This is a genomic window from Methylomonas sp. LWB, from assembly GCF_001856095.1.
Classification (GTDB): domain Bacteria; phylum Pseudomonadota; class Gammaproteobacteria; order Methylococcales; family Methylomonadaceae; genus Methylomonas; species Methylomonas koyamae_A.
In genome coordinates, this window is sequence record NZ_MKMC01000007.1 from 37,167 (window position 1) to 62,971 (window position 25,805).

The 25,805-nt window shown below is 52.0% G+C and carries 25 protein-coding genes and 1 tRNA gene; 8 read left to right on the forward strand and 18 right to left on the reverse strand.

What is annotated here, in order from left to right; all coding sequences use genetic code 11:
* Nucleotides 1-307: 307 nt before the first annotated feature.
* Together BJL95_RS03690 and BJL95_RS24440 are read left to right on the forward strand one after the other, a co-directional pair.
* Entirely contained in the window at nucleotides 308-985 is a 678-nt protein-coding gene (locus tag BJL95_RS03690; RefSeq protein ID WP_175463639.1) for a PEP_CTERM-anchored TLD domain-containing protein, read from the forward strand.
* 1,025 nt (nucleotides 986-2,010) lie between these two features.
* Nucleotides 2,011-2,712 carry a hypothetical protein gene (locus tag BJL95_RS24440; RefSeq protein ID WP_139306114.1) on the forward strand — a complete coding sequence of 234 codons (702 nt, stop codon included), beginning with the start codon at nucleotides 2,011-2,013 and terminating at the stop codon, nucleotides 2,710-2,712.
* A 50-nt stretch (nucleotides 2,713-2,762) separates the two neighbouring features.
* Here BJL95_RS24440 and BJL95_RS03695 read toward each other — a convergent pair whose 3' ends face one another.
* From BJL95_RS03695 to BJL95_RS03715, 6 genes are all read right to left on the reverse strand, one after another.
* A complete protein-coding gene (locus tag BJL95_RS03695; protein WP_071155583.1) occupies nucleotides 2,763-2,996 on the reverse strand; it encodes a hypothetical protein in 234 nt (77 codons plus the stop codon).
* Nucleotides 2,997-3,444: 448 nt separating this feature from the next.
* Nucleotides 3,445-4,413, reverse strand: coding sequence for a YiiX/YebB-like N1pC/P60 family cysteine hydrolase (locus BJL95_RS03700; protein WP_064026774.1), 969 nt, complete (start codon nucleotides 4,411-4,413; stop codon nucleotides 3,445-3,447).
* A gap of 149 nt (nucleotides 4,414-4,562) precedes the next feature.
* On the reverse strand, nucleotides 4,563-5,087 hold the full coding sequence (locus BJL95_RS03705) for a transposase (RefSeq protein ID WP_071155585.1): 525 nt from the start codon (nucleotides 5,085-5,087) through the stop codon (nucleotides 4,563-4,565).
* 246 nt (nucleotides 5,088-5,333) lie between these two features.
* Nucleotides 5,334-5,810, reverse strand: a complete 477-nt coding sequence (locus BJL95_RS03710; RefSeq protein ID WP_071155587.1) for a VOC family protein — start codon at nucleotides 5,808-5,810, stop codon at nucleotides 5,334-5,336.
* Nucleotides 5,811-6,190: 380 nt separating this feature from the next.
* Entirely contained in the window at nucleotides 6,191-6,331 is a 141-nt protein-coding gene (locus tag BJL95_RS25425; protein WP_157197869.1) for a hypothetical protein, read from the reverse strand.
* A gap of 2 nt (nucleotides 6,332-6,333) precedes the next feature.
* Nucleotides 6,334-7,260, reverse strand: coding sequence for a LysR family transcriptional regulator (locus tag BJL95_RS03715; RefSeq protein WP_071155589.1), 927 nt, complete (start codon nucleotides 7,258-7,260; stop codon nucleotides 6,334-6,336).
* A 167-nt stretch (nucleotides 7,261-7,427) separates the two neighbouring features.
* Between BJL95_RS03715 and BJL95_RS03720 the strand changes: the two genes are divergently transcribed.
* The 5 genes from BJL95_RS03720 to BJL95_RS03740 all read left to right on the forward strand — a co-directional run bounded on the left by BJL95_RS03720 (nucleotide 7,428) and on the right by BJL95_RS03740 (nucleotide 11,669).
* Nucleotides 7,428-8,156 (forward strand): SDR family oxidoreductase, encoded by a 729-nt coding sequence (locus BJL95_RS03720; RefSeq protein ID WP_071155702.1) that lies wholly within the window; start codon nucleotides 7,428-7,430, stop codon nucleotides 8,154-8,156.
* Between the two features lie 50 nt (nucleotides 8,157-8,206).
* Entirely contained in the window at nucleotides 8,207-9,295 is a 1,089-nt protein-coding gene (locus BJL95_RS03725) for an alkene reductase (protein ID WP_071155591.1), read from the forward strand.
* A 52-nt stretch (nucleotides 9,296-9,347) separates the two neighbouring features.
* Nucleotides 9,348-10,139 (forward strand): SDR family NAD(P)-dependent oxidoreductase, encoded by a 792-nt coding sequence (locus BJL95_RS03730; RefSeq protein ID WP_071155593.1) that lies wholly within the window; start codon nucleotides 9,348-9,350, stop codon nucleotides 10,137-10,139.
* A 66-nt stretch (nucleotides 10,140-10,205) separates the two neighbouring features.
* Nucleotides 10,206-10,619 carry a GFA family protein gene (locus BJL95_RS03735; RefSeq protein ID WP_071155595.1) on the forward strand — a complete coding sequence of 138 codons (414 nt, stop codon included), beginning with the start codon at nucleotides 10,206-10,208 and terminating at the stop codon, nucleotides 10,617-10,619.
* A 30-nt stretch (nucleotides 10,620-10,649) separates the two neighbouring features.
* Nucleotides 10,650-11,669, forward strand: coding sequence for a Gfo/Idh/MocA family protein (locus BJL95_RS03740; protein WP_071155597.1), 1,020 nt, complete (start codon nucleotides 10,650-10,652; stop codon nucleotides 11,667-11,669).
* A gap of 624 nt (nucleotides 11,670-12,293) precedes the next feature.
* Here BJL95_RS03740 and BJL95_RS23580 read toward each other — a convergent pair.
* The 3 genes from BJL95_RS23580 to BJL95_RS24450 are packed head-to-tail and all read right to left on the reverse strand — an operon-like array spanning nucleotide 12,294 to nucleotide 15,591.
* Nucleotides 12,294-12,800, reverse strand: coding sequence for a nucleoside 2-deoxyribosyltransferase (locus BJL95_RS23580; RefSeq protein ID WP_083385610.1), 507 nt, complete (start codon nucleotides 12,798-12,800; stop codon nucleotides 12,294-12,296).
* Nucleotides 12,797-14,407, reverse strand: a complete 1,611-nt coding sequence (locus BJL95_RS03745; protein WP_071155599.1) for an SIR2 family protein — start codon at nucleotides 14,405-14,407, stop codon at nucleotides 12,797-12,799. Before BJL95_RS03745 ends, BJL95_RS23580 begins: the two co-directional genes overlap by 4 nt.
* Nucleotides 14,407-15,591 carry a DUF6884 domain-containing protein gene (locus BJL95_RS24450; RefSeq protein WP_139306116.1) on the reverse strand — a complete coding sequence of 395 codons (1,185 nt, stop codon included), beginning with the start codon at nucleotides 15,589-15,591 and terminating at the stop codon, nucleotides 14,407-14,409. Before BJL95_RS24450 ends, BJL95_RS03745 begins: the two co-directional genes overlap by 1 nt.
* A 361-nt stretch (nucleotides 15,592-15,952) precedes the next feature.
* Between BJL95_RS24450 and BJL95_RS03755 the strand changes: the two genes are divergently transcribed.
* The gene (locus BJL95_RS03755) at nucleotides 15,953-16,246 is read left to right on the forward strand and encodes a hypothetical protein (RefSeq protein WP_071155603.1); all 294 of its coding nucleotides are present in this window, start codon (nucleotides 15,953-15,955) and stop codon (nucleotides 16,244-16,246) included.
* Between the two features lie 152 nt (nucleotides 16,247-16,398).
* On the opposite strand, the gene BJL95_RS03760 is transcribed toward BJL95_RS03755, so the two are convergent.
* The 9 genes from BJL95_RS03760 to BJL95_RS03795 all read right to left on the reverse strand — a co-directional run bounded on the left by BJL95_RS03760 (nucleotide 16,399) and on the right by BJL95_RS03795 (nucleotide 25,805).
* Nucleotides 16,399-16,800, reverse strand: coding sequence for a type II toxin-antitoxin system MqsA family antitoxin (locus tag BJL95_RS03760; protein ID WP_064028737.1), 402 nt, complete (start codon nucleotides 16,798-16,800; stop codon nucleotides 16,399-16,401).
* Nucleotides 16,801-17,504: 704 nt separating this feature from the next.
* Nucleotides 17,505-17,580: transfer RNA gene (locus BJL95_RS03765), tRNA-Thr, on the reverse strand.
* A 58-nt stretch (nucleotides 17,581-17,638) separates the two neighbouring features.
* A complete protein-coding gene (locus tag BJL95_RS03770; protein WP_064028563.1) occupies nucleotides 17,639-18,481 on the reverse strand; it encodes a sulfite exporter TauE/SafE family protein in 843 nt (280 codons plus the stop codon).
* Nucleotides 18,482-20,932, reverse strand: coding sequence for a cation-translocating P-type ATPase (locus BJL95_RS03775; protein WP_071155605.1), 2,451 nt, complete (start codon nucleotides 20,930-20,932; stop codon nucleotides 18,482-18,484).
* Nucleotides 20,933-21,001: 69 nt separating this feature from the next.
* The gene (locus tag BJL95_RS03780) at nucleotides 21,002-21,616 is read right to left on the reverse strand and encodes a hypothetical protein (RefSeq protein WP_071155610.1); all 615 of its coding nucleotides are present in this window, start codon (nucleotides 21,614-21,616) and stop codon (nucleotides 21,002-21,004) included.
* Between the two features lie 93 nt (nucleotides 21,617-21,709).
* Entirely contained in the window at nucleotides 21,710-21,898 is a 189-nt protein-coding gene (locus tag BJL95_RS25610; protein ID WP_082885522.1) for a hypothetical protein, read from the reverse strand.
* 121 nt (nucleotides 21,899-22,019) lie between these two features.
* Nucleotides 22,020-22,214 carry a heavy metal translocating P-type ATPase metal-binding domain-containing protein gene (locus BJL95_RS23595; RefSeq protein ID WP_082885523.1) on the reverse strand — a complete coding sequence of 65 codons (195 nt, stop codon included), beginning with the start codon at nucleotides 22,212-22,214 and terminating at the stop codon, nucleotides 22,020-22,022.
* A gap of 102 nt (nucleotides 22,215-22,316) precedes the next feature.
* Complete coding sequence (locus tag BJL95_RS03790) at nucleotides 22,317-22,526, reverse strand: hypothetical protein (protein WP_064028571.1); 210 nt, start codon at nucleotides 22,524-22,526, stop codon at nucleotides 22,317-22,319.
* Nucleotides 22,527-22,781: 255 nt separating this feature from the next.
* Nucleotides 22,782-25,805, reverse strand: a complete 3,024-nt coding sequence (locus BJL95_RS03795) for a glycosyltransferase family 39 protein (RefSeq protein ID WP_071155612.1) — start codon at nucleotides 25,803-25,805, stop codon at nucleotides 22,782-22,784.

Sequence of the window (25,805 nt, forward strand, 5' to 3'; positions counted from 1 at the left end):
ACTGAATTGCCGGGGCGGTCGATGTTGAAGACCATTGGCAAGCATTAAAGGACTTGGAAACAGGCGGACAAATTTGCCCACCGATCAATTTCGCGCGAGCACAAAACCTTGCCCACCCAGGCTTTTTCGGAGCGTCCTTAAAGACTTATTGGATAAATGGGCTACTTATAGCGTTTTAAAATTGTCAAAAAATTTTACGCAAGCTTGATACGGCGTTTTTAATTCATTGATTTTTAGCATACTTTACGAAGGCACAGAGTTTGCTCACTAACAGGGTTTCCCATTTTTAACCATGGAGTTCAAGATTATGCAGCATCAAAACCACATGATGACGACAGTCTGCCTGTCAGGCGTGTTGTTGGCGGCATCGGTTATGCCAGCCCAGGCGGCTATCATTGTCGGCGGCAGTTCGCTGTTGACCGAAACCTATCTGAGCCAACTGGAAAATCAGCTTGGCGAAGGCCCTATCGCGTTGACCAATATATTCACTAAATCACCCGGCGCCACTTCCGTTGATTTCCACAATGCGGTTGACAATAAAGGCCGGACCTTTGTGGTGATGCAAGCAGCGGAAGACAATGGAAATATCGCGGTGATCGGTGGCTACAATCCCGAGTCATGGAATTCTGTCGCTCACACTAACCCCACTCAGCAAAGCTCATTCCTCTTCAATTTAAGCAATAGTCAATTTTTTTTACAATTTGGTGCTTATATAACACTCAACCAAAGCTCGTATGGCCCAAGTTTTGGTAGCGGCTACGATATCTTTGTCGATAGCAGTTTGAATACTGGTTATTCATACCTGGCGACCTACACCAATACTTCCAGCGGAAACTCCATTATCGACGGTTCACACTACAACGGCGTCAATGTCACCTATGGTGCCATGGAAGTGTTTACGATCAGCCAAGTGCCTGTACCTGGCGCGGCCTGGTTGTTTGGTTCAGCCATATTGGGTTTGCTGGGCTTGAAACGTCGCGGATAGCAAAGCTTGGAATACGCGGGTCCTGAACTTTCCTGACCGACGATTCGGACGGATGGCGATAGCCGTCCGAAGCGGTGCATTTTGAAATATCGGAAAATTTTACATCTGGACCAATAGCTTGTGTCCGCCCAAGCATGGCTAATAATCTAGCGACAAACGACCTTGAAGGAATCATAAACGTTCCTGCCGGTTCGCCGATGCCGCCAACCGAATTCAGTCCGATTGCCTCGGCCTAGTGGAATGCCGACTAACCAACCTTAGCGCGCCGGCTCACGACCGAAACGAAGACCAGCCTGTAGCGTTATTGAACCTGTTGAACTTTTCCGGTATTTCGGTTTTAGAGCGGCGATTTGATCGGAATATTGGACATCAATCGATCGTCATCGGGTGTCATTGACGTTATACGGCGGCGCAATACGGCCACGAAGAGACACCTGCAGTCATAATGCCAACGGCGAAATGCTCACCGAAAGCGGCCCGTCTCTGCGGGTGAAATTGACCATAATGCTCGTAGATATACCATTGCCGAGGGTTTAGCAGAATCAAATTTTGTAATGTCAAGAGTTGTCATGAAACCTTTACATCAAATAACTTTAAGTGCTTTACAAAATTTGATATTTTGGTCATCATGCTGAAAAGCGGCGCTGAATGTTCGTTAGACCCCCAAGTGTTCGGTAGTTACCGACGCATAATGGCAAAAGGCTAGCCCAACACATTCGAGTGTTGGCTGCAGACGAACCATTTAAGGTGGCTAATATAGAAATAGATATTGGGCCATCAGCCTGCTTTTGAGCTTAACCGTCTTCCAAGCCGAGGCGACCTAGCGCCTTTTAACTTGGACGATCAAAGCTTGACCTACAGTCGTGTTAGCGGCATCAGCCGATCCCGCCCCGACGCCAATCCACTCGGAACGATGATAGTCGCGGTATTACAACCTTTGTAGGTTGGGACTACTATCGTGTGCAATTAACTTTAGCAATTTTCGTATTTGGCTGGACCGGTACTAAAAGGATTAATATCAAAATATGAAAACAAGAAATTTACATAATAGTGCGATTTTAATATTTGCCTGGCTATTTGCTCCTAATCTTAGCCATGCGACACAGGTTATTACGTTACAAATAAATCCATCGACAAGCTGGGTTCAAGATATTCCTTGGGTTGAAGTTCTTCCAAATTCAGCGGGTGAAATACCGGATTTATCTTCGGGAATACCATTCGGCGAGCCACAGCCGGAAGCAATTTATCATCCGAGTGAGCGTTTTTCCTTAAGCGGCAATATTAATGTCATACTGGGTCGCAACTACCTCTATTCATTAGAAACGGAAGCCATTAACGTCTCGCCAGGTATTCTGCCAAGCGGCCGGAATGTTACTCTGAATTTGCCAGCACAGACATTACGGGACGGGGTTTTTCCAAATAACTTAGCATTTTCTTTGCCTGCTGGCACAATATGCGCTTGCTTTACAATGCCTAATATATTTGCACCTAAAATATCCGGAGCATTTGACGGTAAATCCTTATCGGTTGATTTTACGAGTAACGAAATGCAATTTTTTGCCTTTTATCCGAACGTTACCTGGATAGGTAGCTCACCGTCAGATTCACCGGCAGGCGAAAATAAATATTCATACCATATAGAGGCTAGCGTTGTGCCTTTACCGCCAACAGCCGTACTATTTTTATCCGCGCTTGGCTTTATGGGTTTATCTCGTAAACTTCGGTAAGGCACAAAAATATTGGCCGTGATCGATGCATTTCCTTGAGTGGGACGGGTTTAATAAACCCGTCCCGAGCCTTTTTCCGAAAGACTTTTTCGGACATCCTGCTTGAAAAAATCGGCAAAAATTGCACGGCGGTTATTTCCGGCATCCCGGTTCATTCCCATCACCTCCGAGTAATCCGATGCGTCCAAGGAATTGGACCATTTCTTCGACCATCCGCCAGCCAATTCTTGCGAGTAGTCTCGCGCCCCAAGCCGAGCAGCTGTAGGGTGGGCAAAATTGCCCATCGATTTGCTTCGCGTGGGCGCAAAAGCCTTGTCCACCAGACTTGAAATGGGCGTTGGATGATGTTGTCATTGACGCTTAACCCCATGATTCTTTGTGGAATGCTCTCTCGTATTGAGGGCATGAGCCGCGTAGGGTATGCACCGCATATCATATTCAAGGTTTCCGATGAGTCAAACGCCAAAGAAGGTACGCAATGCGTACCCTACATCACTCCATTCTTCGGAAACATCAATATCTTCGTGTGCTAGAAATGAGGTAATCCCGATAGATTCCAGAAGTTCCTTGATTCGGCCCGCAATCTGCTTATCTGCGGTTTGGTAACTTATAAACGCATAACAGTACATCTGTATGGTTTCCGATGGCTAACGCCTGCCATAACCGGAGGCAAAAAGCTGCATAGCGAGAAACGAGTGGCGCAGCTTTTTGACGTCCGTGTTTATGGCATTGTTAGGCATTTTTTATGACATACTCCGATGCTTGAAGACGAGACGTCATTTGTTTCAAAAGATTACTATATAAATTTAAGCTCATACTGATATAGGAAGACCAAGCCTTTTTGCCCAGCTGTTCATAAGCGCGATAGTTATACTCATACAATTCCAATTGCTTTTTTGCGCTTTCAGCCTCGAACTTAGCGAGACTAAGTTTTTCTTCTCGTGATATAGGCAAAGACATGAACAATTCCCCGTTGTACCGCCATGGGTTTTGCTCCATTTCAAATTGCCACATAGTGAGATAACCAGATTTTGTGTATACATCCACTATACTGTCAGCACAGGCCGGGTTAGATGTTACATAAAGCGTTAGTTCTTCGAGAGTTTGGATCTTGCTTTTTGTGATGCGCCTTGCTTCAGATAATATTGCATTTGTTATTTCTGTCTGCCTTTGTATCGGATTGAAGCTTTTTGCGAATCTTACTTCTTCCTCTGTTGCTATTCGAATAACCCCAGATACTTCATCGAAGAATGATGAGTGATTAATATCTTCTGGAGAACAATATGATGGATTTTCTACTACTTTTTTTCCGGCGTGTTCAAAAGCTTCCGCTACAAGCCTGGAACAAAACTGCTTGTTTTCTTTATTTCTTTGGGTTCCGATCTTTGTTCTAACAGCTTCTTTGATCGAATACTCCTTTCCTATCTGGGAGCGAGCATACATTGAAGCGTTAGTAGCAACGCCTCCCGCCTTAGGCCGAAGCACCTTAACCCTAGAGGGTTTGTCAAAAAGTAGCCTTTGTATGTTCGCGGAATGAACGCCTTTCGAGTCGGAGTGAATATAGCTTCCATGGCCAACGTATAGAATGGCATGAGAAAAGCCACTGAAAGTCACCCCACGTACACCTTTGCTAGTGAGGCTTTTCTCCGATGTGAGTAAAACATCGCCCTCCTTTAGTTGGTTCATGTCGAGGATGTACATATTTTCATGCCTAACAAGGAATTAAATAGTTTCCGTATATCTAACGAAAAATGATCCTCGAAACGATAATTCATTGATTGGCATATAATTTCCATTCAGCTCGTAGGATGGGTAGAGGCGCTAGCCGAAACCCATCAAAACACCATAGATTACGCCAAATCCAATTCAGGATAGATGCCGCCCGCCCAATTTTCCGGGAGAATGCCGCGTTTGACGAAATCATGAAACGAAGAATATCGCCAATCGGCAACACAACGGACATAGCTGTGTTTTACTGGATTGTCATGAATATAGTCGACATGCTTGACGAAGTCGTCCTCGTTTCTAATTCGATGCTCCCAAAACCGTCTTTGCCATATACCGCGTTCCTGTTTGCGTTCGCGGCTTTTGGAAATTCGTTCGCCTTTTTCGACCTGTTTGGTAAAGCGGGTCTTGATCAGCCGCCAGCGACAACTAAAATCATCGTCATCTTCCGGCAAGGTCCAAATGGTATGGAGATGTTCCGGTAACACAACAATCGCGTCGATATTAAACGGGTGTTGATCTTTTACGTTACGAAAAGATTCGCGAAGCAATTCAATCCTGTCGGTCAGTAAAGTCCGGTGTCGTTCCGCCAAATTGACTGTGAAAAAATAACAACCGCCTTTGAGGCGATGTCGGCGATATTCTGTCATATCGGGTTTATCGGGGTATTTCGTTTGATGGGTTTCGCTTCGCTCTACCCATCCTACTGTCGGCAATTGACTCGCCCCCGGTCATTGGATAAGCCCTGCAGGATTGCCTCCCGTGGATCGCATTCTGCCTCCCTTCCACCGCAGGACTCGCAGATTCCGCAAAGTGCTTGGTCCAATGAACGGTCGCATCATTGGCGTTCTGTCCCTTTTCCCCGATGGTATTTCGCCAATCGGCGGATTGCCAGCTCAACCGCTATCCGCCAGCGGATTCTCTCGATCGGTCTGTTGCCCAAGTTGCTGGGCCAAGCCAAGCAGTATGCCTTCGGGACCCCGAATGTAGCAGAGCCGGTAGCTGTTTTGATAGTTGACGACCTCGTCGACCACGGTCGCGCCGAGCAGACCAAGCCGGGTCAGCGTGTCGTCGAGGTTGTCCACGGCAAACATGACGCGCTGGTAACCCAGCGCATTGACCGGGGCGGCACGGTGATCGGAAGCCACGGCTGGGGCGTCGAAACGCGCCAGCTCGATGCGGCCGTGGCCGTCCGGCGTACGCAGCATGGCGATCTCGACGCGCTGGCCGCGCAAGCCGGTGACGCGCCCGGCCCATTCGTCGTCGATGTTCATACGCCCTTCCAGGACCAGGCCGAGTTCCAAGAAAAATTCAACGGCGGCATCGAGATCGGCCACGACGATGCCGACATTGTCCATACGTTTAACAGTCATAAGGTCTCCTGGGTGTTTGTTATTCCGGCCTCGCGAAGTCTAAACGGCCGTTCGCCTCTGGCAAGACGGCCAATCTTTCGATAAGCACGCAAGGTTTGAACTTTTAAGGGCCGGCTCAATAAGGTTAGCGGCGGACCGCGTTACGCGGCTTCACCGCAGCCGGCCGTCTCGATGGCTGGCTTGACGTCCGCTTAGCGATCAGGGAAGTCCGGATAGTTGGCGCCCTCCCCTCCCAGAGAAAACCGTCTAAGCCGGTGACATAGCCGAAATAGTCGCCCATATGCCGATAAGTTAAACCGTTCGTGGTGAGCTTGTCGAACTGCGGACGGTTTAACCCTTCGCCCGTCGACCGTGCTCGGGACAAACGGTTAATCCGTAACTTAACCGGGTTGCTCGCCGCCCAAGTCCATGGATTGCGCCTGCTTAGTAACCATTGCGCCGAAAGCTGCAACACGCCCAAGCAACGCATCGGCTTCGGCCAAGCGCCGATCGAACGAGTCCGGCGCCGGCAATCCCGCCATCGTTAGGGCCGCGAGGGCGCGAGCGCTTGCAAATGCGGTGTCATAACGCCTTCAAGCCAACACATGAAGACCTGCACGCGCCGGGACAGGTGGCGGCGGTTGCTGTATAGCAGCGTGACCGGCAGCGGTTCGGCCCGGTAGTCCGGCAAGACTTCGATCAGCTCGCCGCGCTGCAGGTAGGGTTCCAGGTTGGGTTCCGGTCCCTGAATCATACCCAAACCGGCCAGACAGGCGGAGAAATAGGCGATGGAGCTGTTGACGGTCAAGTTGCCGGCCATCGGCAGGTTGCGGACGTCGCCGCTGGCGGCATCGACATATTCGAAGCCGGCGGGTTTACTGCCCAGGCTCAGGGCGTAATGTATCAAACGATGTTCGGCTAAATCGGCCAGGGTTTGCGGGATGCCGTAGGCGGCGGCGTACGCGGGACTGACGCAATTCAATTGCCGATAGGCGCCCAAGCGGCGAGCCACCAAGCGCGAGTCGGAGATGGTGCCGGCCCGCATCACGCAATCGAAGCCTTCGGCGACGATATCGACTAAGTGGTCGGTGGCGCCGAGTTCGACTTCGACGTTCGGATAGCGGGCCATGAATTCCGGCAAGCGCGCCATCACGATGCCGGCCACCGCGCCGACCGACATATCCACCCGCAGCCGGCCGCGCACGTCGGCCGGATCGATCCGGAACATGTCTTGCAGTTCCTCGGCGTCTGCCAGCCATTCCAGGCAGCGTTGGTAAAACACCTGACCGTCCTGAGTCATTTGCACTCGCCGGGTGGTGCGGTGCAGCAAGCGAATGCCGGTTTGGTTTTCCAGCCATTGCACGGCCAGCGAGGTCGAGGCCTTGGGCAGGCCTAAATCCGCCGCGGCCTGCGTAAAACTGGCCGCTTCCGCGACCCGAACGAAGATTTTGATCGCGTCGAGTTGATTCATCTTGGAGGACTGGTTTCCTGAAAAAGCGATTGGGCAACGCCGTATGAATAGTTAGAAATTTTGAACAGTGTTATCGGCATTTGCCCGTTTATCCGATGAAATCCTAAAAATATACTGAATTCCGTCTATTGCAACCGGCGCGCTGGCGCCGCAAAACGGAGGTTCGGATGGCAAAAATCGCTTTAATCACCGGCGCGTCGCGCGGCATCGGCAAGACCGTCGCGCTGCGTCTGGCACAAGACGGCTTCGACGTCGCGGTCAATTACGCCGCGAACGCCCAGGCCGCCGATGAGGTCGCCGCGCAAATTCGCCTGATCGGCCGGCAAGCGGTGGCTGTGCCCGCCGACGTCAGCGATCCGGCGCAAGTCGCCGAGTTATTCGCCAACGCCGAGCAAGCGCTGGGGCGCATCGACGTGCTGGTCAACAACGCCGGCATCATGAAATTGCAAATGCTGGCGGAAACCGACGACGCCGGCTTCGACGACATCGTCGCGGTCAACTTGAAAGGCACGTTCAACACGTTGCGCCTGGCGGCGACACACTTGAACGACGCCGGCCGAATCGTCAATTTTTCGACCAGCGCGATCGGCCTGGCCTTGCCCGGCTATGCGATCTACAACGCCGCCAAGGCCGGGGTGGAAGCCCTGTCCCGCACCTTTGCCAACGAATTGCGCGGCCGCAATATTACCGTGAATTGCGTCGCGCCGGGACCGACCGATACCGAATTGTTCTTTCACGGCAAGACCGCCGAGCAAGTCGAACGTTTACGCAAGCTGCCGCCACTGGAACGCCTGGCAACGCCGGACGACATTGCCGCCGTCGTCGCGTTTCTGGCCGGCCCGGACGGCGGCTGGATCAACGGCCAAGTCCTGCGCGCCAACGGCGGACTGAATTGAACCCAACAACCGCTTTCAACGACAAACACAATCTAAACCAGGAGTAAGCCATGTCCAAGCAACTATTAACGTCCTTTCAAATGCACGATTTAACGCTGAGCAACCGCGTGGTGCTGGCACCGTTGACTCGCGCCAGGGCCGGCCAGGAACGGCTGGCCAATGTCATGATGGCCGAATATTACCGGCAACGCGCCTCCGCCGGCTTACTGATCAGCGAAGCGACGTCGATTTCCGAGCAAGGCTTGGGCTGGGTGGAAACGCCCGGTATTTACAGCGATGCGATGGCGCAAGCCTGGCGCCAGGTGACCGACGCGGTGCACAGCCGGGGCGGCCGGATTTTCATGCAACTGTGGCATTGCGGCCGGGCTTCGCACAGCAGCTTTCACGGCGGACAACCGGCCGTCGCACCGTCCGCGATAAAACTAAACGGCGATTACATTCACACGCCGCTAGGCAAACAGCCTTACGAAACGCCACGCGCGCTGGAAACCGCCGAATTGGCCGGCATCGTCGAGGATTATCGCCGCGCCGCCGAACGCGCCTTGCTAGCCGGCTTCGACGGCGTCGAAATCCATGCCGCCAACGGCTATTTGTTGGACGAATTTCTGCAATCCAAAACCAATCACCGCGACGACGCCTACGGCGGCAGCATCGCCAACCGCTATCGCCTGCTCGGCGAAGTGTTTGCCGCGATCGCGACGGTCTGGCCGGCGCACCGCATCGGCGTTAGACTGTCGCCCAACGGCGCCTTCAACGACATGGGGTCGGCCGATTACCGCGAGCAGTTCGCTTACGTCGCTCAACAACTCGACCGACTCGGCCTGGCCTATTTGCACGTGATGGACGGCCTGGGCTTTGGATTTCACCAACTCGGCAGCGCGATGACCTTAAGCGAATTCCGCGAGTATTTCCACGGGCCGCTGATGGGCAACTCCGGCTACGATCAAGCCAGCGCCGAGCAAGCCATCGCTTCCGGCGCGGCCGACCTGATCGCGTTCGGCCGGCCGTTCATCAGCAATCCGGACCTGGTGGAACGCTTTGCCCGGAACGCGGCATTGAATCCGGAAGCCGATGTCGCCCACTGGTACACACCGGGCGGCGCCACCGGCTATATCGATTTCCCCTGCTTGCAATATTAATCGGCTAGTCTCGGCCAGTCAGAACCATCAGCACAATCGATCAGGAGTCTTCATGGATTTGCAATTACACGACAAAACCGCGTTGGTGACCGGCAGCACCGCCGGCATCGGCTTCGCCATTGCCAAGGCGCTGGCCGGCGAAGGCGCGAACGTCATCGTCAACGGCCGCTCGACGGCGTCGGTGGCGCAGGCGATCGAAGCGCTAACGCCCTGCGCCGCTAACCAGTTGTTCGGCTTTGCCGGCGATTTAGCTCAGGCCGACACGGCGGTGGCCTTGCTGGCCGCCCATCCCCAGGTGGATATTTTGATCAACAACCTCGGCATCTTCGAACCGGTGGCCTTCGAAGACATTCCTGACGCCGACTGGCGCCGGTTGTTCGAAGTCAACGTGCTGAGCGGCGTGCGCCTAGCCCGACTGTATCTGCCGGCGATGCGCGCCGCCGACTGGGGCCGGATTGTGTTCATCTCCAGCGAAAGCGGCGTGCAAATCCCGGCGGAAATGATTCATTACGGCATGACCAAGGCTGCGCAGATCGCGGTGGCGCGCGGCTTGGCCGAACACGTGGCCGGCACCGGCATCACCGTCAATTCGGTGTTGCCCGGCCCGACCCGCTCGCGCGGCGTTGGCGATTTCGTCAACCAACTGGCCGAGCAACAAGGCATCAGCTTCGAGGCCTTCGAACAACAATTTTTCGAAACCGTCCGCCCGACTTCGTTAATCAAACGCTTCGCGACGACCGACGAAGTCGCCTCGCTGGTCTGCTATCTGGCCAGTCCGCTGGCTGCGGCGACCACCGGCGCCGCGCTGCGGGTTGACGGCGGCGTGATCAAAAGTGCATTCTGATTGTCAGTCCAACTGCGACGACCGGGCGAATTCGCCGCCCGGCCGTCGCCATTTTCCGGAGGTCCAATGTCCGAAGTCACGTTAAACGGCGGTTGCCTGTGCGGCGCCGTGCAATTTCAAGTGCGCGGCGAGCCGCAACGTTTTTACCACTGCCACTGCCGCCGCTGTCGCAAGGCCAGCGGCACCGGCCATGCCAGCAATCTGATCATCGGCGACGCAGCGCTGAGTTTTACCCAAGGCGAAAGCTTGCTGAAGCGCTTTAAAGTACCGGACGCCCAACGCTTTGCCCGCCAGTTTTGCAGCGAATGCGGCGCGGCGGTGGCTCGCTTCGTACCGGAATTGAACGGCGTGGTAATTCCAGCCGGCGCACTGGACGATGCCGCGCCGATCCAGCCGCAAGCGCGGATATTTTGGGATTCGCGCGCCGACTGGTCTTGCGACGGCGACGATCTGCCGCGTTACGCCGAATATCCGGTGTAAGCGCCGTCCGGCGGTTTAGTTCTCGCGGCGATGGGGATCGTTCTCGACGAGGTACGCTGGGGCATGATCGGCTGCGGCGCGGTGACCGAACGCAAAAGCGCGCCGGCCTTCAATAAGATCGAGCATTCGCGGCTGGTGGCGGTGATGGGCCGCGATGCCCGCAAGGCGGCGGATTACGCGGCGCGCCACGGTGTCCCGCGATGGTATGCCGATGCGGAGGCGCTGATGACCGATCCGGGGGTCAACGCCATTTATGTCGCGACGCCACCGTCCAGCCACGCCGAATACGCAGTGCTGGCCTTGCAAGCCGGCAAACCGGTCTACGTCGAAAAACCGATGGCCTGCCGCTACGCCGAATGCCAGGCCATGAACCAAGCCGCCAGCGCCGCCGGCCTGCCGCTATTCGTAGCCTATTACCGGCGAGCCTTGCCGTATTTTTTGCAAGTCAAAGCGCTGTTGGATACCGCCGCGATCGGCACGGTATTGGCGGTCAACGTGCGCCTGGTGCAATCGCCGCGCCCGGCCGACCGCAATCCAAACAGCTTGCCGTGGCGGGTAAACCCGGCCGTGGCCGGCGGCGGTTACTTCTTCGATTTGGCCTGCCATAGCTTGGACCTATTGGACTTTTTACTAGGCGCCATCGTCGACGCCCAAGGCTGCGCCGAAAATCGCGGCGGACTTTATCCGGCGGAAGACACCGTCGCGGCATCTTTTAAATTCGCAAGCGGCGCGCTGGGCACGGGTTTCTGGACCTTCACCGCCACGGACACCGACCGAAGCGACAGCGTCGAAATCCTAGGCACTACCGGTACGATCCGCTTCTCGACTTTTGCCTTCACGCAGATCGAGCTGGAAACTCCTACGGGCACCCAACGCTACCTGCCGCCGAATCCGGAAAACATCCAATTGCACTTGATCGCCGCCATCGTCGCCGAACTGCGCGGCCAAGGCCGCTCGCCGTCGAACGGCACCAGCGCGGCCCGAACCAACTGGGTCATGGATTGCATCACAGGCGTTGGGCACGAATCGAAATTTGCTGGTTTGGGTTAGCTCGACGATGTTGATTAGCTTGTGTTTGCCAATCGCGACAATCGGGATATAACCGCGAGTCACCCAGCCTTCGAGGACGCCGGAGAGGATGCCGGTTAGCTCGCGGAAGCGTTCCCGATGCATAACCGGGACGACGGCCGGCAAGGGCCATTGTTGGGCTTGTTCCATGTTGTCGGGCGTTTGGGGTAGTATTAGTGCTTGTTGGGCTACAGGTAAAATATGACTGCTATATTTACAAGCTACCGCTATGGAAACCTTGCGCGAGCGACTTTTCAGGTAATTGACTTTAAAGGACAAGCTCCAAAATCTTTAGAAGAGATAACAAGCGTTGACCGTGCAAAATGGTCAAACATCAAGCGCAAAGACCCAATTTGAGCCAACGAAGAATAACATTTGGAAGCAGTATTAAGCTATAGCCTGAATACGCATAATCGATAGCCACAGAACAGACCAACCCAGAAACTGGACAAATCAGCCCTGAGCTGGAGGCAACCAGACAAAACTAGACAGCGCTGGGTAACGGTAGCTAAGGCTTTAGCAAAATGGAATTACTGTTATTCAGCCAGGGATGATAAAGGTTTAGATATACAGAGTTAAACAAAGACAATCAATACATCGTCTATTTTACTTGTAAATTGTATTGTGCAACGAAGAGGACGAGTGGAGAGAATTCTTACTTTCCAGCTTATCTAAATTAATATTTAGAATAACATCAATTAAACTATCTGGTGTCGAACAATGATATTTGCAACTCATTACTATCATCGGATTGTCACCTGTTGGAAGCATTACCCTATCATCGCTTTTATATGCTACACATGTTTTCCCCAATGCAAACGCGTAACCGAGTTCAAATGCAACGCCTTCATCAATTGTTCGCCCATCTAATACAGCAACAACAAGATCACAGTTCCGAATAGCACTGGTATCTTTTTTAAATATTTTATTTCTAGCACTTTCAACTGTATTGCCATCAGAAACAAGCTTAGTTAGCAATGCGCCATCGCGCTGTGGAAGAAATATGTCAGCGTATTCATCAAGACGAGCGACTAGACTTTCATTAAATGCGCGCTCAACAGGATTAAAGAGCGGCGCTGCAAAATAAATATTTATTTTTTTTAGCCGCTTCATGAATATTTGTCCATGATCTTGTTGAGGTCTATTGGAGAATATTCGTCAAGCAATACATGTCTAGCAATTTTCCGCGCGGCCTCCCCTGGCATCATATTATCAGTATTAATAATGATATTTGGATTATAGAGATCTTTTAGAAAACCACTTTGTTGTTCTAGATAACCCTCCTCCCCTGATTTTGAGGGAAGGCGACCTCTCCCAAGGTTACGCTTTACCAAAGTCTCACCTTTCGCCGTAACAAATATAATTTCTCCTCTTTGAAAACCCTGATGCCGAGTCACCTTGGATTTAATAGATTTAGTTTTATCTTTTCGCTCTTTATCGTCATTCGAAAAAGCATATAAATCTAAAGGTGCACGATCCATGAAGTGGAACCCAACACCCGCTTTACTAATGCGAATATTCTTCTCCTTGAGCTCTCCATAAACAAAATTGTCAACTTTTTCCTTTTCGTTGTCATCTAATTTGTCAAATGACAAATACATTTCCTTCGGAGGCAAACGTGTCCATTCTTCATACGTATGAAAACAACGTAACTGTTCAAGTACACTCGACTTTCCCGCAGCAACCGGACCAACAATATAGTAATTAAACGAGCAACCTTCATCAACAATATCATCAATTAAGTCGCGAAAATCCCTTTCCTCTTTTTTGTTAAGCAATTCCAATACTTCCTTGATTTCGGGAGACGTTAGAAATATAGTTATTAAATTATACAACTCCAAATTAGCTTCGAATAAATCATTTCGCTGTTGCGCAGACAAAGAATCCGGTTTATCAAGCCAATAAATCATATAATGATGATTTGCAGGACATTTATCGCGATTCAACCTCAGGTAGTTTTTGAGAGAAGTGTCATTTAAAGAATGACCGATTAGCAGCATTGTATTTTGAACGAAACGCAAGAATATATATTCGCTACTAATTCCCGGAGAACGCGCTAAAGCATCAGCAAATGAATCCTCAGTAAAAATAAGTTGCGGACTACGCTTTTTTAAATTTTCGCGAGGCAAAACCCCATTTACATGATAAATAGTCGTAGCATCCGACCTGTCTAATAAAGGCGGATGGTAAACCACAGTAAATGGTCGTTGGCTTAACGACTTTTCTTTTTCTGAAACAAAATTCATAGCCTCCGCTAGAATATCATCGAAGTTAAAGTTTATTACCAAAGACAATTTTTTAGCCAACTCACATAGATCATTTAAGTAAGGATGCCTGCCCAGAATTTCAGTAATATTTTTATCAAGATCTTTATATATTGCCTCGTGAATTGCGTTAGACCAGTCACGATTTACAGTTGCCTCAAGTAAATCAGAACTGACATCGGACCGAGGTTCGTTTTTTATGCGATGAAAAATTATTTGACCAAGATATTCTGGATTTAACCCGTTTTCCCTGTGAAAACCAATATCTACCTTTAACTCTTCAGAACGCTCCGACAAACGATCAAGCAAGCCAAACCAAGAAGGAACGCCAACATCAATCGATATTCCAGCCCCAGTAACCAAATTCAGACGCTTTTCGGCAATTCGCTGATATAAATGGCACAAAAAACGATGCAAATTCGGTTGCCTTTCGAATGCAGTTCGAAGGTGCTTCATTATTTAAATCCCCTAATAATGTCAGATACGGAGCCACTACCATCAGCGTCATATTTACGCCCAACGTCCCTTAGATTCCACAGGCCTGAGCGTACAATTGTAGGCATCGAAGAAAATTGTCCAAGCCATTCCTTGGAAGGATGATCGATTAGTTGGAAATCTTCGGAACATAGAGCGATCAGTTGCCTCTCAATGCTTGCCCTTAAACTATTTTTGCTGGGCACATCGTCCGCATCTATCACAAAAACCTCTAACGAACCAAGATATTCGCTAACGCGGAGTTCATGTTGCTTTTCAATATTTCGAATATAGGCTGATGCATTCTGACCATCTCCCCAACTAGTAAGTGATGCGACAGTTTCCTCCTTAACAAGTAGTGCTCTCCCCACATGAAGGCGAAATATTGATCCTCTATGATTGCCTGTTCCATCAATTTGACCAGCATGGCATCTAAGGCGATTTTTTAACGTTGCTTTTGATCCTTCACTTACTGCATGTGTCCCTATACGGACTATTCTTCCAGGCTCACCTAAAAAATTTGGTTCGTTGAGATCAAGAAATACATACACACCTCTTTTGGGTAGCGATTGATTTCTTAATTTACTGAGCAAAAAAGTTTTCCCAGATAGACGAGATTTTTTAATCAAACCATATAACTGTCTCAAATCTCGATATCGCTTTGAATCAGACAATGCTTTTCTGTGCCAGTCGTCATAGTAAAACTCATCAATCGACACTAGAGGTGCTATAACTGACACCTGCTGAAGTTGTTTACTACATACACTCATAAAAGCTTCAGAATATATTTTATTAGCTAACAAGCATATTTTCTTAATATTATTTTTCTTCCTTTTTAACATTGATTCAATTTGCTTACACCATTTAATCATATGGTCAGAATCGGCTACTGCAATATCAAAATCGTAAGAAGGCAATACTTTGCTTGGTTCAACTAAACCATAAAGGCCAGACAATACATAATATTTCGCATTCAATGTTTCAGCAATTTCGCAAGCAGCTCTAAAGCGAAACGAGGTATACAGATTTCTAGCGGCGGAAGATTCACCTAATTTGGATTTCCCACAACCTACTACGATTGTCGCAGGTTCGCCGCAACTATCAATTAACGCAGAAAATGTTTCATAATAACCCACTTCAAACAAATCGCGCTGATGATAAGCCATTTAAAAACCAATTAAACAGATAAACTAATGTTCTACAGAAATATAGAACACCGAAAAATAATTAAATATTCTGAATTCGAAGCGACCAGCGAGCCCTGAACAGCACAGGCCTAACCTCTTCCTACTTCAGCTATCATTTTAATGTATATATGGTAACGCATTCAGGAACAATACTGCAGTTGTAGCCAATGAGCATAAAAAACAGGAATCCGGCGAATGATTTGCCGATATTCGCCCGAACGCGGGGTTGGCGGAAAACGTTATCGAAAGAGCTTTCCGACCAAGGCGGAGGCGTTACGCTGGGAAGCCTGGATTAAAGCAGCGGCCGGATTGGGAGCCAACGCCTAAGGATAGCCGGCGATTGTCGGAGTTGGTGGACAAATGGTATCAGTCACACGGCCAACATTTGAAGGACGGCGAAAACCAGTTGCTGATGATCCGGAACATGTGCAGTCGGTTGAAGAATCCAAGAGCCATCGAGATCGACGCGGATTTGTTTTTAGCATATCGCAACGAGCGATTAGCGGCCGGCGTGTCGGCCAATACGATCAATCACGAGCAGACTTATCTAAACGCGATTTTTAACGAGCTGGGCCGCTCGGGCGACTGGTCGGAGCCTAACCCTGTCGGCAAGGTTAAGAAGCTTAAAAATTGACGAGTTCGAGCTGAAATATTTGAGCCTGGACGAGATTAAAGAGCTGTTGACGATGTTACAGGCATCTAAGAGCAACGCTTATGCTCAATGACCGCGGCTTTTTATCTCTGGGTGTCCCGCCAGTGTCCCACGGGACAACGCCCAAAACTAGGCTAAGCCGTCCGAACTTCGTCCAACAAATCCGGATGTCGGTCTAGGACTTTTAGAAGTTTGACCAGTGCCAGCGGTGGCTTGGTTTTGCCGTTCTCGTAGCGGGAAAAGGCATTGATACCGCCACCGAAAATCTCCGATGCTTCCTTTTGGTCGAGTGCCAATTTTTTGCGGACGCTGGCAATAAAGCTGGGGTCAACAATCGACGCATTGACCTGCTTGTTGAATTCAATCATCAAAGCCATCGTGCGCCGGGATTCGTCGGCATCTGTAATCACTTCATCGCAGGCCGGGCAAAATTCGCCGGTTACGTCGGGAATCATCGTAGACTCGCCTTTGTAGATGTAAGGCATGTCTCGGGTATCCCCCACCAGCTCGGCAGCGCCGCAAGACGGACATTTCATAATCACAACTCCTTAAACGAAACGACCAACACATCATCTAAGCAAATAAAAAGGCGGTCTTACGACCGCCTTTAAACCACTACTATTTCCGATGACTATCAGGAGTACGCTTAATTTGCTCCCAAGAATGACCGGGTTTAGAAGTGGGTGGCAGCGTCTTATTATCAGGAACGGCCGCGTAGTTGTCTTTTCGACCACCCCGCGGACCGACTTCCTGAAAGATGCCGCCGTTCTTACCGGTGTTTCCACCGGGCTTATTTGTATTACTCATTTTAAATTCCTTAAAAAAGGAATCAGCGCAAGAATCCAACGCGGGAAAAATGGTTGAAAAATCAAAGCAATTCAACTATGATTCGCCGCCTTTCAGTATTAGGTGGCAGTACGCTGATTAAAGTTTTGTCACTGCCGATCCGCTAGAGGCTGCAACCTCTGGCGGATTACTCTCAACGCGTTAGCACTCTTACAATCAGAGTGCTAGAAATCAATATATAGCATTTTTTTGCCATTCGCAAACTATATATAGATGTTTGTCTACACTCAAAATAGCAGCAATTCGCTTTCTATTTAAACAAATCATTCTTTTCCTCGCCCCCCCTTAATTTCCCTGTATTGGCATTAAGCTAACCCAATGAAAAAAAGTGGACACTTTATGGTCAGCACAATAAAAAAGGCCTAGGTATTTCTACCTAAGCCTTTGATAAATATGGAGCTGGCGATGGGACTCGAACCCGCGACCGGCTGATTACAAATCAGCTGCTCTACCAACTGAGCTACGCCAGCAAATTGGCTCGCCATTATACAAAAAACGGCGAGGTAATCCAGCATTTTTTGCGGCGCGCTACTTGTTGCGTATGCTGTCTATCATGCTCGACAAGTAGTCCATCATGTTCTTTAGAAACGCTATCGCCAGATCGAGCTGGGTTTGTAGATAGAACAGGAAATGACTGTGGTCGAAGTCCTGGTCCATGTAAAAGCTGACGCCGTTGTTGATCGTGTTCAAGCCCATCACCAGCATAATCACCGCGGCGGCCTTGAACATGAAACCGCGCAGTTTCGCGCTCATTTTGCCGAATGCCACGCTGATGAATAGCATCATCGGTAAGGTGCCGGCGCCAAATGCCAACATTAACGCCCCCCCTTCCAGCACGCTCGTCGCGGTCGTGGCTTTGACGGCCATCGCGAAGGTTAGCATGCATGGCATCAAGCCGTTTAACAGTCCGGCGATGATCGAGCCGACAATAGGTCCTCGTTGATTCGCCGTGGCGTAACCCTTGCGCAACATTCCCAACGGGATTAATCGAAGCGAACCTTGCCAGGGTATCCAACCCAAAACCCCCATCGCCAACGCAATGACGACTAAGCCCATCGTGATTTGCAGCACACTTTGAATCTTGCCGAACAAGCCGCTGGATATCAACACGACACCCAGGGTCGCAGCGGCCATGCCTATCGTCGCATACACCGTAATACGGGCCACTTGGTAAGCCAGATAAGGCCAGTAGCTTCGACTTTTGCCGGCCTTCATGAAAAAGCCGGATACCAAGGCCCCGCACATGCCCAGACAATGTCCGCTACCTAAAAAGCCTGCCGCGAATGCCAGGGTATAGTCGAAACCGCTAGCGGCGGCCATCTCCGTCATGCCATGCATCGCATGATCCATGCCGTGCATTTGGTGGTCCATTTATTTGCTGAGTCTGAGTGAATTGACGATGACCGACACCGAACTCAACGCCATGGCTGCCGCGGCGATCATCGGGTTAAGTTTGCCCATTGCCGCTACCGGGATGGCGATGGTGTTGTAGCCGAATGCCCAAAACAGGTTTTGTTTAATCACGCTGATCGTGAAGGCACTGAGTTCTATCGTGTCGGTAACTTTGCCGATGTCGCCTTGCACCAACGTCAGATCGGCGGATTCTATCGCGACGTCGGTACCGCCACCGACCGCGAAACCGACATCGGCGGCAGCCAATGCCGGCGCGTCGTTGATACCGTCACCTATCATGCCGACATTCAGACCGTCCGCCTGCAATTGCCGAATGATCCGGAGTTTGTCGTCCGGCTTGGCCTGTGCCACCACGTCGGCTATTCCCACCCGAAACGCGATGGCGTAGGCGGTTTTTTCGGTGTCGCCGGTGACCATCATCGTTTTGATACCCATCCGATGCAAACGCTCGATCGCGGCGGCAGCTTCGAGTCGCGGCGTATCGGCGATGGCAAATACCGCGGCTTCCTTGCCGTCAACCGCCATGAAAACCGGCGTTTGTCCCAGCGCGGCGGCGGTATCGGCCGGCTCCGCCAATCCGTGAACCTCAACCTGATGACTTTGCAACCAGGCCTGGTTACCGATCAGCAACTTGTAGCCGTCAACTTCGGCGCGGATGCCGTGCCCGGTCTCGCTGTAAAAATAAGCGCAGTCGTGCAAGGCCACTCCCTGTTCTTCGGCATGTTTGACGATGGCCTTACCCAGGAAATGTTCGGAATTGTTTTCGGCGGAAGCCGCCAGCATCAGCAGCTTGTTTTCGGCGATGCGCGAGACTTTATGGATTTTGACGACCTTGGGCTTGCCTTCGGTAATCGTCCCGGTCTTATCGAATACGATGGCGTTGAGCTTGCTGGCGATTTCCAGACTCTCGCCGTTACGGATATAGACCCCCTGCTTGGCAGCCTGTCCGGTGCCAACCATGATGGCTGCGGGCGTCGCCAATCCCAATGCGCAGGGGCAGGCGATCAACAGCACGGTAATCGCATTGCCGAACGCCATCCCAAACGGCGCTCCGGCAATCAACCAGCCCGACAGCGTCAGCGCGGACAAGCCAATGACGGCAGGCACGAAGACTGCCGAGATCTTGTCCACTTGCTTTTGGATAGGCAGCTTGGCGGCTTGCGCCTGATCGACCATGTGCACGATACCGGCCAGCACGGTATTCATACCGATAGCGCTGGTCCGCACCTGTAATACGCCGTTGCCGTTGACGCAACCGCCGATCACCGTATTGCCGGTCACTTTGACGACCGGCATGCTTTCACCGGTGATCATCGATTCATCGACCGTGGAAATGCCGTGGATGACGACGCCGTCGGTCGGGATTTTTTCGCCGGGACGCACCAACAACACATCGCCAACTTGAATCTCGTCGACATCCACCCGCCGCTCTTCGCCGCTTTCGGTCAATAAGGTTGCGGTTTGGGGTTGCAGATCCACCAGTTTGCGGATCGCTTCGCCGGCTTTGCCGCGCGCGCGTTCTTCCAGATAGCGCCCGAGCAACACGAAGGTGACGATAGCCGCCGCCGCCTCGAAATAGACGTGACTACGTCGGCCAAACAAGGCCGGCAAACTGTAACCATAGGCCGAGCCGACGCCGAGTGCGATTAAACTATCCATATTGGCGGCGCGCTGCTTGGCTAGCCGATAGGCCTTGACGAAAAACTGGCTGCCGGTACCGAACACCACTTGCGTGGTCAGGGCAAATTGCAACCAGTGCAGCCAAACACCGGTGCGCATCGTCATCGCTACCGCCACTACCGGCGCGGTCAGCAGCCCTGCCCATACAAATCGACGCCGGGCCACGTCAATTCTTTGCAACTCCTTTTCGATCAATTTTTTCCGCTGCGAGAGGGTATCGACCTGCAAGGCGCTGTAGCCAAGTTTTTCGATGGTTGCGATGACATCGGCCTTGGTCAAGCAACCTTGGACGTTGACGGTTTCGGTGGCGAAATTGACGCTGGCCTTTTTGATCCGCTCGTCGCGATTCAGGACCATTTCGATCAACAGCGCGCAAGACGCGCAACTCATGCCTTCCACCGCCAAATCGATGTCGGCCAATGGTCCCTCGGGCAATTTTTTCTTATCGGCTACGCCGAGCCGCCGCTTACTGGCGATATTGCCGAGAACCGCATCCAACAAAATCAACAGATTTTTAGCCGGAAGCCGACTCGAGTCGAATTCGATTGCAACCGAACCGATCGCAATTACCGAGCGTACTCGCTTAATTTCCGGTCTTTTTTTAAGAAGGATTTCGAAAATGTAACTACGCTCGGGATCGCCGACCAACACCGGCGTAACAATTCTGATCCGGTTGCGTAATTGGTGCCGGACCTCAAAATGCCGATAGGGGTTGTTATCGGTAACCATTAAGACTGCACTCCTCGATGTGACTGACCAAACAACCCGGCGCACCGCGCCGGGCCACGGCCAGTCGGCTTATTTGGGTCTACGGGATCTGACCAACAAGAAAAACATATAAAACACCGCCAGCCATTCGTAGCGGTAGGTCCATGGTCTGGGCAGCCATTGCTGGGTAATTCGCGGCCAGTGCGCTTTGATCAAATACAGTACCAACACGTCGTTCAGAAAGTCGATCACGGCTTTCTCGGGATCCTTGAATAAGGCTTTGGGGCCTTTACTACTGAGTTTGCCGAGCACTTTGGCCGCCTCGACGGTTTCCTTGCCCGCCTGGACTTTCTCACCGAACCAAGCGCCAACCCGCGTGTTTTTCAGTCGCCGCTTGATCCCGAGGGCCAAACGGCCGGCCGCTTTCGTCGCTGGGATGTCGTCGAAACACCCTTCAGCTTCCAACTCCGCCAGTGCTTTGTGCATGGCGCGCGCCAAACCGGTAAAGTCGCAGACCGCTTCTTGAAAACGGATCGCCAGCTTGCGTTGGCCGCGAAACAAATCGACTGCTCGGACACCCGGCAGCTCGCGAATCCGGTTTACCAGCGCCTCGGCGGCCCTTGGCCGACAAGCACGCTCCGGCAGTTGAAAGCGCAGGTGGCCCTCGTGGCGATAACGCAGAACAAATTCTCTTTGTATGGCCATATCAATGGGATAGAAACAAAGACGGGCGACACCTTTGCCGGCTGTCGCCCGTTCTTAAAACAGAATCGAAGAACCGGGTTCGCATCAACGCGATCAATTCTCTTCTTTCGCTTCGGCGACGATGTCTTCCAGCGTTTCCTTTTGATGCAATACGAAATCCTTACCGGCGTCGATAGTCTTTGCCGCGCTGGCTACGATTTCTTTTCGGTATTTGTATACGAAATAACCGGCGACCATGCCGGCGCCAAACAATAAAATCGGATGTTTTGCAATTTTGCTCATCAATTTTCCTCCAGTGTTGACGGTTGCGGTAGCCAGTGTTCCCGCGACAACCTGCTTACTCATCGACGAGTCGGGTGAACGCGCCTGCTTGTCGTGATTGTGCGCCATAACGATCCTCTGGTTAGCTCCGAGTAGGTTGGGATTTTGTATCGTGGTCGTCGGGTAGTATCAGTTCTTCATGAAGCATCTGAAAGATGCCCTTACAACCCTCGCAACAGAACTGTTTGTCGCCCTCGACAGTTTTAAGTTCAAAACCGCTGACTTCGACAGTCAGCCCGCACAAATCGCAGTTTTTATCGTTTTCGGTCGTCGCCATATCATCCAATCCTAATCATTCCTTGCCTGAAACCGGAGGAATTATAAACGCCTTGGCCCGTGGCGGCTAATGGATGACGAAATCACAGGCACACTTTACCGTTCAGCACTTACCACGCGCGGCTTTGCTGGATGCCTTCATCAAAGCGATGCGCAACGCGCCGGTCAAGCTAGTGCTTAACCCCAAACGCATCGCTAGGGCCGGTACCAGAATCATCGAAGCAATTGCCAGCCCGGCGCCCAGGACTAAACCGCCGGTGTTTAAGTGTTGGGCAGTGGTTTCGTAATTCGTGACGATCAATTCTTGCGCCATGTTGCTACCTCTGATGGAAAAGTGAAAACACACTATTTCCTAAGAGAGCACAAACAATGCCACAAGCCTAGATATTGAATTTCCAAGAAAAAAATTCAAATACCTTAAAAACAACAAAACAGTTAAGCGATATGCCGCGAAAATATTATGTCATTTAACATAGTTTAGCAAATGCATTTCTCCACCCTCCGCGCGCATCGGCGCTTGCGGAACTCTTTTTTTCGTCGTCGGCCCCATTCTAGAGCCTAGCTAGACTCAATACAGACCGCGTCCGGCATCCCATAACAGGACCTTTCCGCCGAAGAATTCGTAGCGGACCTCGCTGGTCCGCTCGAGAAACCCAAGCAACTCGTCGGACATTTTCTTGCTTTCCATCTCGTCGGTAATGACCCAAACCCGTCGATGCTGATTGAACAAGCGCCTCAATTCCTCGAGGTTGGTGACCAGTTTTCCGCCCGCCCAACGATCCACGACTTGACCCTGAACCGAGGCGTGCCGGTATACCTCGTCGAAGGACAAGGTTTCCATCAAATAGTAATCGACACCACCCATGACTATCGCCGCCGACATCGGCGATACCGTCAAGATCTTATCGTCGGGTGACTTTTGCGCCGCGATAAAGTGGTAGGCGGTTTCGTGGCCCATATTGATCGGCCGCGAATACGCATCCACCAGCGCCAGAGGATCGGATTGAAACGGAACCAGGGTCAGCAATAATCCGGCGACGATGGTTCGCCACCGGTTACGCAACAACTCGACGGCGGCGCCCGTTCCGAAGATACGTTCAGCCAGCACGTCTATCCAACCTCGCCCGGTCAACACCGCCAACACGATCAGAAACGGATACAACGGCGACACGTAGCGATTGGCGATCTGCATTAACAGCACCGACGCGACGAATGCGCTGACAAAGACCAGCAAATACAACGTGACAATGGCCGGATTGGATTTCCGCCCCCTGAACCAATACCAAAACCCCGAAACCACCAAGACGCTATAAGCCAGGGCCATGCGCTGGTTGCCCAGCAAAAACAAGTTGATGAAGACATGCGGGTTGATCAAATGCAGCTTCATGATCGAATCGCTGGACGTCGCGATACCGACGTGCGGGGTCAAACAGAGTATCGTAAAGATCACCATATCGGCGATCGTGACCGTCATCATCGTCGCGAATCCGATCAATATCGACCTGTCTGCGCGCCAGTCGAACGGTTTGTAATACAAAAAGCCGGCGATACAAAACGCCGGAAAGGTAATCACGAATACTTCCTGGCTCAGTGCCGTCGCGGTGCAGAATACAAAGAACCAATGTTGGTAGCGGCGACCGTCTCGCCAGATAAAGCCGCGCAAAAACAGATAGACGCTGACCACGCCCAGAAACTGCATAAACTGGTAAAACCGGATAATCCGGGAAATAAAGATCTGCCACGGATCGAAGGCCAGCAATACCGCGACCAACAGCGCCAAACCGCGCCGTCCGCCGATTCTTAGCGTCAGTAAATACGCGGCGATTATCACGCCCAAACCCGGCACTATCGACAAACCTCGGGCGATTTCCTTGCTGTCGCCAAAGACCGCCAACCATAAGGCCAACACGTAATGATAGAGCGGCGAACGGGTGTACAACACGCCGGAAACCGCCTCGGGCGACAAGCCCTTCAGGATACCGCGCGAAGCGTCCCAACTGACGTTTTCGTCCGCTTGTAAATCGTCGAAACCAATCTGATAGTAACGCAATGCAAAACCGGCCACTAATGTCAGCCCTAGCCACAGACGCGAGTCGCGAACCCACCACCCCGTCTCCGGCCACGACACGCTAAAAGCAGGGCGGCGCAATAACCACCAAGACAGCAAAGTCACTGTCGGCACCCATCCCATCCAGATCGGACGCCAAACAGGATCTTCCAACCACAGGACACTGTCGGTTTCGCCGTAACGGACTCGCAACGCAATCAGCATCAGCGCCGCAATCGCTCCGATTGCCAATAAGCCCGACGGTCCACGTCCGGCATAGCCTTCCGCCGACGCGCCTGCCCCGAGCCGGAACAAGCGCACCGCCAACCAACAAGCGCCGGCCGATACCAGCCACAAGCTCAAAAACTGAACCATCCAGTCGGCATCGATAGGCTCGGCGGTTTGCAGCTTCAACGCCCCCAACCGACTGTCGGCCGACAATGTCGCGGCCGCGATCCATTGGCCGGCACCGGACAACCAATCCGGATGCGCTTGAATTTGAGTTTGCCAATGCAAACCGCCGTCCAACACCCGCTGGCCCAAACGGCCATCGACAAACAACACCGGCGGAGCGGTTTCGCTGTTCGGTCTAACGACCCGCACGCTGAGCCGACCTCGATCCGCAGCCAGAAACCGGGTCATATCGAAGGCTTCGATTCCGCCGCCGCCACCGCCGGCACCGACCAACTCGTCATCCCAAAACAGGTAGTACGGCCAATCGCAGCCGATTCTGACCCAGGCCGAATCGCCCGCGACGCGATGCAAATCCACCAATTCGGTTGCTAGACGCATATCGCCGGCCAACCATACGCCGGACAAGCCCAACTCGGAACGCGGTGTCGTCCATATCGTCGGATCAACCGGCGCGTAAACCGGCTTCTCCAATTCCCCCAAAGGCCGCGCGGCGGGCCACTCTGTTTCGTTGTAACCGGGTTCGAAAAATCGCTTACCTGTCAAATTGGCCGCCACATCCAGCGCTCGCCAAGCCTCGGCGCGTCCGTCGATATCAGCCTTCAGCCCCTCGCCACTGGCTCCCCCCTTAATCGCCAGCCGCGGCAGGTGTTGCGACTGTACGTAGACCGCCAGAGTATTCTCGCCGGGCAGTAAATACGGGGTGATGTCGATGTAGTGCAAGACGCGCCATTCTTCATTGGCGGCGCGTTGCGAGGTCGGGTTGCGCGGCATATCCCAACTATGGGGAACTTGGCCCTGGGCACGATCGGAAAAGCGGGTTTGAAAAGGGAGCGAGGCGTTGATCGAATATTTGTTCCACGAGACCACCCGGCCATTCACCATCAGCTGGTAATCGTCGGCAGCCAGAGCGACCCAGCCGTGTTCAGGTTTGAACGGCAAACGCCATGTCTGCCGAAAGTAGGCGCGCCGCTCCGCATGCTCGGCGCCCATCCAACCGTCGGGCATTTGGTCCCGAATCGGACCCTGGCGAATCGGTAGCAACCAATTCGCCAGGCACAACGCGATCAAAAACGAAGCCACCAGCAACGCGCCTAACGACGGCAGCCAGTGCCGAATCCCGTTCGTACCCAT